This is a genomic window from Streptomyces sp. NPDC001381 (assembly GCF_042895685.1).
Classification (GTDB): domain Bacteria; phylum Actinomycetota; class Actinomycetes; order Streptomycetales; family Streptomycetaceae; genus Streptomyces.
The window spans coordinates 1,575,004-1,587,716 of record NZ_JBIAWO010000001.1; the positions used below are offsets into that span (position 1 = coordinate 1,575,004).

7 protein-coding genes are annotated in these 12,713 nt (G+C 70.1%); 3 read left to right on the forward strand and 4 right to left on the reverse strand.

From position 1 onward, the window contains the following. Positions 1 to 31 precede the first annotated feature (31 nt). Positions 32 to 4,978: an NAD-glutamate dehydrogenase gene (locus ACFY2L_RS06995; protein ID WP_390821672.1), complete on the reverse strand. Its 4,947-nt coding sequence runs from the start codon at positions 4,976 to 4,978 to the stop codon at positions 32 to 34. A gap of 940 nt (positions 4,979 to 5,918) precedes the next feature. Here ACFY2L_RS06995 and ACFY2L_RS07000 point away from each other — a divergent pair. Beyond that, positions 5,919 to 6,485 (forward strand): DJ-1/PfpI family protein, encoded by a 567-nt coding sequence (locus ACFY2L_RS07000; protein ID WP_390660255.1) that lies wholly within the window; start codon positions 5,919 to 5,921, stop codon positions 6,483 to 6,485. Between the two features lie 43 nt (positions 6,486 to 6,528). Here ACFY2L_RS07000 and ACFY2L_RS07005 read toward each other — a convergent pair whose 3' ends face one another. Beyond that, the gene (locus tag ACFY2L_RS07005; RefSeq protein ID WP_390660256.1) at positions 6,529 to 7,197 is read right to left on the reverse strand and encodes an HAD family hydrolase; all 669 of its coding nucleotides are present in this window, start codon (positions 7,195 to 7,197) and stop codon (positions 6,529 to 6,531) included. 73 nt (positions 7,198 to 7,270) lie between these two features. After that, positions 7,271 to 7,786 (reverse strand): DUF6912 family protein, encoded by a 516-nt coding sequence (locus ACFY2L_RS07010; RefSeq protein WP_390821673.1) that lies wholly within the window; start codon positions 7,784 to 7,786, stop codon positions 7,271 to 7,273. Between the two features lie 327 nt (positions 7,787 to 8,113). Here ACFY2L_RS07010 and ACFY2L_RS07015 point away from each other — a divergent pair, with 327 nt between their 5' ends. Beyond that, positions 8,114 to 8,824 (forward strand): Rv3235 family protein, encoded by a 711-nt coding sequence (locus ACFY2L_RS07015; RefSeq protein ID WP_390821674.1) that lies wholly within the window; start codon positions 8,114 to 8,116, stop codon positions 8,822 to 8,824. A gap of 120 nt (positions 8,825 to 8,944) precedes the next feature. Here ACFY2L_RS07015 and secA read toward each other — a convergent pair whose 3' ends face one another. Further along, complete coding sequence (gene secA / locus ACFY2L_RS07020; RefSeq protein ID WP_390660259.1) at positions 8,945 to 11,758, reverse strand: preprotein translocase subunit SecA; 2,814 nt, start codon at positions 11,756 to 11,758, stop codon at positions 8,945 to 8,947. A gap of 280 nt (positions 11,759 to 12,038) precedes the next feature. Between secA and ACFY2L_RS07025 the strand changes: the two genes are divergently transcribed. Next, entirely contained in the window at positions 12,039 to 12,623 is a 585-nt protein-coding gene (locus ACFY2L_RS07025; RefSeq protein ID WP_390660260.1) for a GNAT family N-acetyltransferase, read from the forward strand. Positions 12,624 to 12,713 lie beyond the last annotated feature (90 nt).

Sequence of the window (12,713 nt, forward strand, 5' to 3'; positions counted from 1 at the left end):
GCCGTACGCGGTGTGCCGGTACGGGGCGGCGTCACGAGTGCGTCCGCAGCAGCGTCCGCATCGTGCGCATCGCGACCGACAGGTTCGCCAGGTCGAACGTCTCCGAACTCTGGATCTCCTCCAGCGTCGTGCGCGCCCGGCCCAGGATCGCCGCGTTCCGCTCCTGCCACGCCTTGAACCGCTGCTCCGGCGTCGAGCTGCCGTTGCCGACGGCCAGGACGTCCGCCGTCAGCGCCGCGTGCGCCGCGTACAGGTCCTCGCGGATGGAGGCGCGGGCCATGGACTGCCAGCGGTCGGCACGCGGCAGCTCGATGATGCGGTCCATGAGCTGGGTGATGTGCAGCCGGTCGGCCAGGTCGTAGTAGACCTCGGCCACGTCCAGCGGGTCCTTGCCCATGCGGTCGGCGACCGACACGATGTCCAGCGCCGGGAAGGCGGAGGAGAACCCGGCCACCCGGGTGGCGAGCTCGTCCGGCACACCCGCGCCGGTCAGCTCGTCGTAGATCTTCTGCCACCACTCCAGGTCCGCGCCGCGCAGCAGCTTCGTCAGCTGCGACCAGACCTGCTCGACGCGCTCGGCGAAGAACTCCACGGTCTCGGCGAGCTGCAGCGGCTGCGGCCGGTTGTTGAGCAGCCAGCGGGTGCCGCGCTCGACGAGCCGGCGCGAGTGCAGCCGGATCCGGGTCTGCACGGCCGCCTCGACGGTGTTGTCGAGCTCCTCGACCGCGTCCCACACCGGCGCCGACTTGAAGATCGCCCGGGCCGCGGTCTGCGCCCGCACGATCTCCTCCAGCGAGGCGCCCGTCTCCTCGCGCAGCCGGTGCAGATACGTCGTACCGCCCGTGTTGACCGTGTCGTTGACCAGCACGGTCGTGGTGATCTCACGGCGCAGCGGGTGGTTGTCGATGTGCTCGGGGAACTGCTCGCGCAACGCGGTCGGGAAGTACGCGTACAGCAGACCGCGCAGATACGGGTCGTCGGGCAGCGAGGTCTGCAGCAGCTCGTCCGAGACCGTGATCTTCGTGTACGCCAGCAGGACCGCGGTCTCCGGACCGGTCAGGCCGTGGCCGGACCCGAGGCGCTCACGGATCTGCCGGTCGGTCGGCAGGAACTCCAGCGCCCGGTCCAGGTGGCCCTCGCGGACCAGGTGGCGGAGGTAGCGCTGCTGGGCGTGGAGCATGTCCTTGGACTGGGCGAGGGCGTTGGCGATCGCCGTGTTCTGCGCGTAGTTGTTGCGCAGGACCAGCGCGCCGACCTCGTCGGTCATCTCCGCGAGCAGCTTGTTGCGCTGCTTGACGGTCATGTCGCCGTCCGTGACCAGACCGTTCAGCAGGATCTTGATGTTCACCTCGTGGTCGGAGGTGTCCACACCGGCGCTGTTGTCGATGGCGTCGGTGTTGATCCGGCCGCCGCTGCGGGCGAACTCGATCCGGCCGAGCTGGGTCAGGCCCAGGTTGCCGCCCTCGCCGACGACCTTGACCCGCAGGTCCTGGCCGTCGACACGGATCGGGTCGTTCGCCTTGTCGCCGACGTCGGCGTTCGACTCGGTGCTCGCCTTGACGTACGTGCCGATGCCGCCGTTCCACAGCAGGTCCACCGGCGCCGAGAGGATCGCCTTCATCAGGTCGGCCGGGGTCAGCTTGGTGACGCCCGCCTCGATGCCGAGGGCCTCCCGGATGTGCGCGTTGACCGGGATCGCCTTCGCCGTACGGGGGAAGACACCGCCGCCGGAGGAGATCAGGTCGCTGTTGTAGTCGGCCCAGGAACTGCGCGGCAGCTCGAACAGGCGGCGGCGCTCGGCGTAGGAGGTCGCGGCGTCCGGGTGGGGGTCGATGAAGATGTGCCGGTGGTCGAACGCGGCGACCAGGCGGATGTGCTCGGAGAGCAGCATGCCGTTGCCGAACACGTCACCGGACATGTCACCGATGCCGACGACCGTGAAGTCCTCGACCTGCGTGTCCACGCCCATGTCACGGAAGTGCCGCTTGACGGACTCCCAGGCGCCGCGCGCGGTGATGCCCATCGCCTTGTGGTCGTACCCGGCGCTGCCGCCGGAGGCGAACGCGTCCCCGAGCCAGAAGTCGTAGGACTGGGCGACCTCGTTGGCGATGTCGGAGAACGTCGCCGTGCCCTTGTCGGCCGCGACCACCAGGTAGGTGTCGTCCCCGTCGTGCCGTACGACGTCGGCGGGCGGCACGACCTCCCCGGCCACCATGTTGTCGGTGATGTCGAGGAGCGCGGAGATGAACGTGCGGTAGCTGGCGATGCCCTCGGCCAGCCACGCGTCACGGTCCACGGACGGGTCGGGCAGCTGCTTGGCGACGAAGCCGCCCTTGGCGCCGACCGGCACGATGACGGTGTTCTTCACCATCTGCGCCTTGACCAGCCCGAGGATCTCGGTCCGGAAGTCCTCCCTGCGGTCCGACCACCTGAGGCCGCCGCGCGCGACCTTCCCGAACCGAAGGTGCACACCTTCCACCCGGGGCGAGTACACCCAGATCTCGAACGCCGGGCGGGGCGCCGGCAGGTCCGGGATCGCCCGCGGGTCGAACTTCATCGACACGTACGCGTGCGGCGTGCCGTCCGCGGTGTTCTGGAAGAAGTTGGTCCGCAGGGTCGCCTTGATGACGGTGAGGAAGGACCGCAGGATCCGGTCCTCGTCGAGCGAGGCCACCTGGTCGAGCGCGGCGTCCAGCTCCTCCAGCAGCGCGTCGACGATCTCCAGCCCGGCACGCTGCCGGCCGGGCGACATCCGCGCCTCGAACAGGGAGACGAGCAGCCGGGTGGTGTGGACGTTCGTCCGGAGGGTGTCCTCCATGTAGTCCTGGCTGAACGTGGACCCGGCCTGGCGCAGGTACTTGGCGTAGGCGCGCAGCACCATCGCCTGCCGCCAGTTCAGCCCGGCCCCCAGCACCAGCGCGTTGAACCCGTCGTTCTCCGCCTCGCCGGTCCAGGTCGCGGCGAACGCCTCCTGGAACCGCTCACGCCCGTCGTCCCCGAGCAGATCGGTGGTGCCGCCGCCCAGCGCCTTGGGGATGCGCAGCCCGAAGTCGTAGATCCAGGCCACCGACCGGTCCGAGCAGCGCATCTCGTACGGCCGCTCGTCGATCACCTCGACACCCAGCCGGTTCAGCACCGGCAGCACGGCCGACAGGGAGATCGCGGCGCCCTTGCGGTAGATCTTGAAGCGGCGCTCGTCCGGGGCGGCGCCCACCGGCTCGTACAGGCTGAGCGAGAAGCTCTGGTCCTCGGTGAGCCGTTCGAGGTGGACGAGGTCGGCGACCGCGGCGCGCGGGGTGTGGTCGGCCTTGTAGCCCTCGGTGAAGGCGTTGTTGTAGCGGCGCAGCAGCTCGGCGGCCCGCTCCTCGCCCAGTTCGGCGTTGAGCGCCTCGGCGAACGCGTCCGCCCAGGACCGCGCCGCCTCCACGAGCCGCGCCTCGATGCGTTCCTTGTCGGCCTCCGACAGCTCGGGCAGCTCGGTGCCCTGCGGGACCCGCACCACGAAGTGCAGCCGGGACAGGATCGACTCCGTGTTCCAGGCGGTGAAGTCGACGCTGGTGCCGCCCAGCTCCTCCTTGAGGATCTCGATGATCCGCAGCCGGACACCGGTGGTGTAGCGGTCGCGGGGCAGGTAGACCAGCGCGGAGTAGTAGCGCCCGTACTCGTCCTGCCGCAGGTAGAGCCGCAGCCGCCGCCGCTCCTGCAGGTAGAGCACGCTGGTCACGATGGACCGCAGCTCGTCGACCGGCGTCTGGAAGAGCTCGTCGCGCGGATACGTCTCCATGATCTGGAGCAGGTCGCGCCCGTCGTGGCTGTTGGGCGAGAACCCCGCGCCCGTCAGGACGGCGTCGACCTTGCGCCTCACGACGGGGACCCGGACCACGGACTCGGTGTAGGCCGCGGAGGAGAAGAGCCCGAGGAACCGCCGCTCCCCGACCACGTTCCCCTCGGCGTCGAACTTCTTGACCCCGACATAGTCGAGATACGAGGGCCGGTGCACGGTGGCCCGGCTGTTGGCCTTGGTCAGGACGAGCAGCTTGTGCTCACGGGCCTTGGCGCGCGCGTCGGCGGGGAGCCTCTCGAAGGACGGGCTGACGGGGTGCGCGTCACCGTCGGCGTGATGCGGATCGGCCCGCAGTATCCCGAGCCCGGTCCCCGGCACGGCCGCGAGGGAGTCGTCGTCCCGCAGCTGGTACTCCCGGTACCCCAGGAAGGTGAAGTGATCGGCGGCGAGCCAGCGCAGCAGCTCACGGGCCTCCTCGACCTCGGGCGAGGGAAGGTCACCGGGCGTGGGCTCGTCGGGCAGGGCGTCGGCGATCCGCAGGGCCGAGTCCCGCATCTTCTCCCAGTCCTCGACGGCCTCGCGGACGTCGGAGAGCACCCTCAGCAGATCGGCGGTGACCTGCTTCAGGTCGGCGCGGTCGGTCTCCCGGTCCATCTCCACGTGGATCCAGGACTCGATGTGCGCGTCGTGCGGAAGGTCACCGGCGGCGCGCGGGGATCCCAGCACCTCGATGAGCTTTCCGGTCACGTCCCGCCGCACCACGAACTGCGGATGCACGACGAGGTGGATGCCCCGTCCCTGACGGGTCAGCTCGTTGGTGACGGAGTCGACGAGGAAGGGCATGTCGTCGGTGACGACCTCGACCACGGAGTGGCTGCAGGTCCAGCCGTTCTCCTCGACGGTCGGCGTGTGGACCCGGACGTTGGCCGTCCCCTGCGGCCGGTTCTCGGCGAGCCGGTAGTGGGAGAGCGCGGCTCCGAAGACGTCGACCGGGTCGCGGTCGGCGAGGTCCTCCGGGGCGGTGTGCAGGTAGTAGCGCTGGAGGAACGCGAGGAGGGCGTCGTGGTCCAGGGTGCCCGGAGTGCCCTCGCCCGTCGTCCCAGTCGGTAGGTGCCCCCCGACCGGGCTGTTCTCAGCGACCCGCGCCGCCCTCTCGAGCAGCTCGGCCTTGGCTTCGTCCAGCTTGGTCTGCATTGTCCTCTGACTCCTGTCGCGCGCCGTTGCGTGACGTAGAAGGAAGTACGGTCTCTTCCCCAGCGGCTCGACGCCACAGCCCGGGGTCTCCGGTCTGCTCCGACGCTATGCCGCAAGGTGAGATGAGCGGGGGGTAATCGGCCATTCTCGACACCACTCCGAGGTGTGACGCTGCTCTCCGCGCCACGCGCTTCTCGAACGTACGCGCCGTCCTGAGGCTCCTGGTGCCCCGGCCCCGCCCGCAAGAACCAGCGTCCGCCGCCCGGCCGCGGAGATGGTCCGCACATGCCGGGCGCAGGGCAGGGGCCACAGCACCCCCGCGAGCTATCGCGCTGATCACGCCACCAAGGCTATCGCTCATCACCGGGGACCCGTCATGAGCCGTATGTGTACAAAACCGGGGGGAGAACTTTGACGTTCTGCACAGGGGTGGGAGGGGGTGGGGGGTGCAGGGGGAGGTGTTGGTGGGGGGAGGGGGTAGGTGAGGGGGTTGATGGGGGGTTGATGGGGGTTGGTGGGGGCTGAGGGGCGGAGGTCTGCGAGGGGTGCGAGGGGGCGCGGTCCCCGCCGGGGTCCGGGGCGGAGCCCCGTGGGGTGCAGGGGCAGAGCCCCGAGGGGTGCCGGGGACGCAGGCCCCACCGGGGTGCAGGGGCTGAGCCCGTGAGGGGTGCAGGGGACGCGGTCCCCGCCGGGGTCCGGGGCGGAGCCCCGAGGAGGGTCACTTCTCGACCAACCGAGTCGGGCGGGCGGGTGGGCGAAGACCCTCGAGGGGCGACAGGGGCGGAGCCCCAGGGATGGGACGGGTAAGGGCGGCGGGGGCGAGACAGGTCGACGTCGCATCCCTCGGCGAGAGACCCTGAAAGCGCCCCACCTCTTGGCAAGGCCACCCCCGAGAGGCACGTTGCCAAGGAGAGCGCCCGCCCGAGAGGAGCCGCCCACCATGCCCACGAAGATCCTCATCGTCACCGGCGACGCAGCCGAATCCCTGGAAGTCCTCTACCCCTACCAACGCCTCCGCGAGGAGGGCTACGAGGTCCACATCGCCGCCCCCACCCGCAAGAAGCTCCAGTTCGTCGTCCACGATTTCGAACCCGGCTTCGATACGTACACCGAGAAGCCCGGCTACACCTGGCCCGCCGACCTCGCCTTCTCCGAGGTGGACCCCGGCCAGTACGCCGCCGTGGTCATCCCCGGCGGCCGCGCCCCCGAATACCTCCGCAACGACCCCGAACTCCGCAAGATCCTCAAGTCGTTCTTCGACGCGGACAAACCCGTCGCCCAGATCTGCCACGGCCCCCTGCTCACCGCCGCCGCGGACGCCCTCCGCGGCCGCCGCGTCACGGCGTACCCCGCCCTGGAGATCGACATGCAGGCGGCCGGCGCCACCTACCAGGACACCGAGGCGGTGGTCGACGGCACCCTCGTCTCCTCCCGCGCCTGGCCCGACCACCCGGCCTGGATGCGCGAGTTCCTGACGGTGCTGCGCGCGAAGGCCCCGGCGATCTGATCCGGACGGCCCCACAGGTGCGGCGCCTCAAGGACGCCGCACCTCAGGCAGCCAGCCGCCCCGCGACCTCCACCGCCTCAGCCAGCGAATCCACCACCGGCACCCCCACCCCTTCGAGGCTGGCCCGACTGTGCGACCCGCCGGTGTACAGCACCGCCTGCACCCCGGCGTGCAACGCGGCCACCGCGTCATCGGCCGCGTCCCCGATCACCACCGTCCGCGACGGCTCCACCTCGGCCAGCGCGGCGAGATGCCGCACCATGTGCTCGGCCTTGCTCCCCCCGGACGGCCCGACCCGCCCGTCGACCCGCACGAAGTGAGGTTCGATCCCGAACCCCCGCACGACGGGGACCAGCTCCTCATGCACGTACATGCTCAGCAGGGACTGACTGTGGCCCGCCGACCGCCACCCCGCGAGCAGTTCCACCACCCCTTCGGTCAGCCCGCACCGCACCCGGTGCTCCGCGTAGTACCGGTGGAAGATCTCGTCCATGAGCTCCCACTCGGCGTCCGTCGGCAGCCTGCCGATCAGCCGCTCGTAGAACTTCGGCACCGGCACGCAGTACAGCGCCCGGTACTGCTCCAGCGTCAGCGGTTCCAGTCCCAGTTCCGCGAACGCCGCGTTGGTCGCCCCGATGATCGCGTCGTTGTCGTTGAGCAGCGTCCCGTTCCAGTCCCAGACGATGTGCGCCGCCACCTGCTGCTTCCCCATGCCAGAAAACGTACCCGCCTCCACCGACAATCAAGAGCCGAAGCGATTCGGCACCCTCACCGGGCCCGGTCCCTCAGCCGCCGGCCCCCACCAGGTTCGGGATCTCCTGGGTGGCGAACCACAGCAGTTCGTGGTCCTCGGCCCCGTCCACCACGAACTGCGCGTCGTCGTCCCCGCCGTCCGCCGCCCGAAGCGCCTCCGCCGCCGCGGCCACGTCCGCCTCCGCGTCCGCCGCGTCGACGTGCACCGAGGCCGCCTTGGCGAGCGGTACGGCACCCGAGACCCGCACCTCGCCGAGCGCCGCGGGGTCCAGTCCCCGGTCGGGGTCGACCGCGGCCGCCCGGTCCGGTACGTCGACGGCGACCACGACCCGCCGGCGCGGCGCACCCGGGTCCGCCGCGAGCAGCCGCAGCGAGGCCAGCGCGGCCCGGCTGAGCGCCGCGTACTCCAGCTCCTCGATGTCGTCGGACAGGTACCACTCGCGCAACGCGGGCGTGACGGCGTACGCGACGAGCGGCCCGGACCCCAGTTCCCCCGTCTTGTGCGCCTCGGCGAGGCCGGGGAGGGTCAGGGGGACGTAGACGCGCATGGCGGGCCGCTCTTTCGTCGTCGGTTCTCGGGCCGGACGCTTCGCCCGGATGACCCTCAGGATACGTGCGGACGTCCCCTTTCGTGGCCCTCCCCGCGCCTCGGAAAGCGTCCACCCCACGCCCCGGAATTCACCCCCCGCACCCCTCCGGCCGGGGCTTTTCCCCCTTCGGGCCACCCTGATAGGTGAACTTCCCCGCACCGCGCCACACACTCTCCGCTCACTTGCCATCACGCACCGCAACCGCGTACAAGATCGACGACGGCAAGTTACCGACCGGTAGAAGGTCGCGTCGTCGCCCCATCCAGCCGATCGAACGGGGACACGATGAACAAGGTCATGACCAGGCTGCAGCACTCCCCGGGCACCCGCCCTCCGGGCCGCCGAGACCCCCGCCGCCCCGCAGGCACCCCACCCCGCACCCGCCAGACCCGCACCACCCAGCCCTCCACGACCCCGCAGCCCTCCACGACCCCGCCCTCCACCACCCAGCCCCCGACCCCCCAGCCCTCGACGACACAGCCCTCGACGACACAGCCCTCCAGGACCCCGCGCCGCCCCGGCCAAGCCCCTGCACCCCACCTCCACGCGCACCCGCACCCGCACCCGGCCCCACCCGCCACGGCACAGCCCCGGCCCCACACCCCCGCGCCGGCCACGGCCCCCGCCCGAAGCCCGCAGCGCCCACCGGCCCAGCCCCGCCCCACCGACCTCTTCGCCGACCGCCTCCTCGCGGTCCTCAGCGGCCGCCGCCCCGTCCACTCGATGCTCCGCCACACCCGCGGCCGCGCCTACGACGACCTCGCCGACCTCGCCGAACGCGGCCCCCTGCGCGCCACCCACGGCGTCAGCCCGACCGTCCGCGACATCGGCTACTACGTCCCCCGCCCCGGCGCGATCGAGGCGTTCGCCCGCATCGGCACCGGCGACCGGCTGCGCGCCATGGCCTTCCGCCTGGAACTCGGCACCGACCGCCGCTGGCGCTGCACGGCCGTGGAACTGGGCGGCCCGCGCAGGCCACACCCCCAGGACGACTGAAGCCCCGGACCGGCGGGCACGCGAAAGGGCCGGGCCACCCCAGGTGACCCGGCCCTCGATCCGCCGCGCGCCCCACGACACCGTCACCTTCGGCAACGGCCCCGCGGGCCCGCACAGCCGCTACTTCTTGCGGCGCCGCCCGGCCTTCGCCTGCTTGCGGCGCTCCGCGCGCGTGAGGCCGTCGGCCTCGGAACGCACCGGCTCGTCGTCGGCGTCGAAGTCACCCTCGATCGTGCCGCCCTCGCCGTCCACGGTCGGCGCGGAGAAGTGCAGGTTCCGCCGCTGCGGAGCGTCCAGCCCCTTGGCGCGGATCTCCGGACGCGCGCCCGCCTGCGCCGGCACCACGTCCTGCTTCTCCATGTCGACGGGCTTGACGTCCTCGACCGGGACCTCCTCGACCTGCTGCTCGACCTGGACCTCCAGGTTGAACAGGTAGCCGACGGACTCCTCCTTGATGCCGTCCATCATCGCGGCGAACATGTCGAAGCCCTCGCGCTGGTACTCGACCAGCGGGTCCTTCTGCGCCATCGCGCGCAGGCCGATGCCCTCCTGGAGGTAGTCCATCTCGTAGAGGTGCTCACGCCACTTCCGGTCCAGGACCGACAGCACGACCCGGCGCTCCAGCTCACGCATGATCTCCGAGCCGAGCTGCGTCTCCCGCGCCGCGTACTGCTCGTGGATGTCGTCCTTGATGGACTCCGAGATGAACTCGGCGGTCAGACCGGCCCGGTCACCGGCCGCCTCCTCCAGCTCGTCCACCGTGATCTTCACCGGGTACAGCTGCTTGAACGCGCCCCACAGCCGGTCCAGGTCCCAGTCCTCCGGGAAGCCCTCGGCGGTCTCCGCGGAGACGTACGCGTCGATCGTGTCGTCCATGAAGTGCTGGATCTGCTCGTGCAGGTCCTCGCCCTCCAGGACGCGCCGCCGCTCGCCGTAGATGACCTCACGCTGACGGTTGAGGACCTCGTCGTACTTCAGGACGTTCTTACGGGTCTCGAAGTTCTGCTGCTCGACCTGGGACTGCGCGGACGCGATCGCACGCGTGACCATCTTGTTCTCGATCGGCACGTCGTCCGGGACGTTCGCCATCGACATCACGCGCTCGACCATCTGCGCCTTGAACAGACGCATCAGGTCGTCACCCAGGGAGAGGTAGAAACGCGACTCGCCCGGGTCACCCTGACGGCCGGAACGACCGCGCAGCTGGTTGTCGATACGACGCGACTCGTGCCGCTCGGTGCCCAGCACGTACAGGCCGCCGAGCTCCTCGACCTCTTCCTTCTCCGCCTTGACAGCCTGCTCGGCCTTCTCCAGGGCGGCCGGAAGCGCCGCGGCCCACTCCTCGATGTGCTCCTCCGGATCCAGGCCGCGCTGCCGCAGCTCCGCCTCCGCGAGGTCCTCGGGGTTGCCGCCGAGCTTGATGTCCGTACCACGGCCGGCCATGTTCGTGGCCACCGTCACCGCGCCCTTGCGGCCCGCCTGGGCCACGATCTGCGCCTCACGCTCGTGGTGCTTGGCGTTGAGCACCTCGTGCTGGATGCCGCGCTTGGACAGCTGCTGCGAGAGGTACTCCGACTTCTCGACGGACGTCGTGCCGACGAGGATCGGCTGGCCCTTCTCGTGCTTCTCGGCGATGTCGTCGACCACGGCCTCGAACTTGGCGACCTCGGTGCGGTAGATGAGGTCCGACTGGTCCTTGCGGACCATCGGCTTGTTCGTCGGGATCGGGACCACGCCGAGCTTGTAGATCTGGTGGAACTCGGCGGCCTCCGTCATCGCCGTACCGGTCATGCCGGAGAGCTTGCCGTAGAGGCGGAAGAAGTTCTGCAGGGTGATCGTGGCGAGCGTCTGGTTCTCGTCCTTGATGTCCACCCCTTCCTTCGCCTCGATCGCCTGGTGCATGCCCTCGTTGTAACGGCGGCCGGCGAGGATACGGCCCGTGTGCTCGTCGACGATCATGACCTCGCCGTCGATGACGACGTAGTCCTTGTCCTTCTTGAACAGTTCCTTCGCCTTGATGGCGTTGTTCAGGTAACCGACGAGCGGCGTGTTCACCGACTCGTACAGGTTGTCGATCCCCAGCCAGTCCTCGACCTTGGAGACACCGGCCTCGTGGATCGCGACCGTGCGCTTCTTCTCGTCGACGTCGTAGTCGCCGGTCTCCTCGAGGCCCTTCAGCGGGTTGCCCGCCTCGCCCTTCTTCAGGCGCGTCACCAGCTTGGCGAAGTCGCCGTACCACTTGGTGGCCTGGTCGGCCGGACCGGAGATGATCAGCGGCGTACGCGCCTCGTCGACCAGGATGGAGTCGACCTCGTCGACGATGGCGAAGTTGTGGCCGCGCTGGACGAGCTCGTCCTTGGACCACGCCATGTTGTCGCGCAGATAGTCGAAACCGAACTCGTTGTTCGTGCCGTACGTGATGTCGCACAGGTACTGCTCGCGGCGCTGGGCCGGCGTCATGTTCGCCAGGATGCAGCCCACGCTCAGACCCAGGAACCGGTGGACGCGACCCATCATCTCCGAGTCACGCTCGGCCAGATAGTCGTTCACCGTGATCAGGTGCACGCCGTCACCGGAAAGGGCGTTGAGATACGCGGGCAGCGTGCCGACGAGCGTCTTGCCCTCACCGGTCTTCATCTCGGCGACATAGCCGAGGTGCAGGGCGGCACCACCCATGAGCTGCACGTCGTAGTGACGCTGGCCCAGGACGCGCTTCGCGGCCTCGCGCACCGTCGCGAACGCCTCGGGCAGCAGGTCGTCCAGGCTCTCCCCATCGGCATACCGCTGCTTGTACTCATCGGTGAGAGCCCGCAGCTCGGCGTCGGAGAGGTCGACGAAGTCCTCTTCGATGGAGTTGACCTGGTCCGCGATGCGGTGCAGCTTGCGCAGGATTTTGCCTTCGCCTGCACGCATGATCTTCGAGAGGACGGACACGGGGGTTGGTCTCCTTGCCGGTCGGGCCTGGGACGGTCGGTTTCCATTTGACTTACTGAGCAACGGCCATCGTATGCGAGGACCCCGCCACGCCGGGAGGCCTGCCGTGACGAGGACCGCACACTGTCGCGCACACGCGTCAAAATCTTCCTCAAACAGGACAACGCCCGGCGCCCGCCGATAGTGCCGCCCGAGGCCACGAATTGCGCGAATCGTGATCACCCGCTCACGCCCCGCAAACCGATGGCGTCCACCCGCCGCGCCCCACCACAATCTCCCGATGGAGCCCGTCACCCTCACCACCGACCGCCTGGTCCTGCGCCCCGTCGGCCCCCAGGACACCGACGCCGTCCTCGCCGCCGCCCAGGACCCCGACATCCAGCGCTGGACCACCATCCCCTCCCCCTACCTCCCCGAACACGCCCGCAGCTTCACCGAACAGATCGCCCCCGAAGGCTGGGCGGACGCCTCGATGTTCACCTTCGGCGTGTTCCTCCCCGACAACACCCTGACCGGCATGCTCGGCCTCACCATGCGCACCCTCGGCACCGCCGAGATCGGCTTCTGGGCCGCCAAGGAACACCGCGGCCACGGCTACACCACCGAGGCCACCCTCACCGCCGTCCGCTGGGCCTTCACCCACCTCGCCGTCGACCGCGTCGAATGGCGCGCCGAAGTGGGCAACACCGCCTCCCGCGCGGTCGCCCGGCACGCCGGCTTCACCCTCGAAGGCACCCTGCGCTCCGCCCTCAACAACAAGGGCGTGCGCCGGGACTGCTGGGTCGCCTCCCTGCTCCCCTCCGACCTGGGCCTGCCCTCCGCGGCCCCCTACCTGCCGTCCCCCACCGTCCCCTCCGACGACTGACGGCACACCGCCACCGGCGGACACCAGCCGAGCATCGGACGGAAAACCCCAGCTCACCGCGGACTGTCAGTCCCACGCTCTATCGTGCGA

What these genes read in the sequence shown, in the direction of transcription:
- ACFY2L_RS07015 (WP_390821674.1), top strand. Translation starts at nt 8,114, where the DNA reads ATGAACAAGGTCATGACCAGGCTGCAGCACTCCCCGGGCACCCGCCCT.
- ACFY2L_RS07025 (WP_390660260.1), top strand. Translation starts at nt 12,039, where the DNA reads ATGGAGCCCGTCACCCTCACCACCGACCGCCTGGTCCTGCGCCCCGTC.
- ACFY2L_RS07000 (WP_390660255.1), top strand. Translation starts at nt 5,919, where the DNA reads ATGCCCACGAAGATCCTCATCGTCACCGGCGACGCAGCCGAATCCCTG.
- ACFY2L_RS06995 (WP_390821672.1), bottom strand. Translation starts at nt 4,978, where the DNA reads ATGCAGACCAAGCTGGACGAAGCCAAGGCCGAGCTGCTCGAGAGGGCG.
- ACFY2L_RS07005 (WP_390660256.1), bottom strand. Translation starts at nt 7,197, where the DNA reads ATGGGGAAGCAGCAGGTGGCGGCGCACATCGTCTGGGACTGGAACGGG.
- ACFY2L_RS07010 (WP_390821673.1), bottom strand. Translation starts at nt 7,786, where the DNA reads ATGCGCGTCTACGTCCCCCTGACCCTCCCCGGCCTCGCCGAGGCGCAC.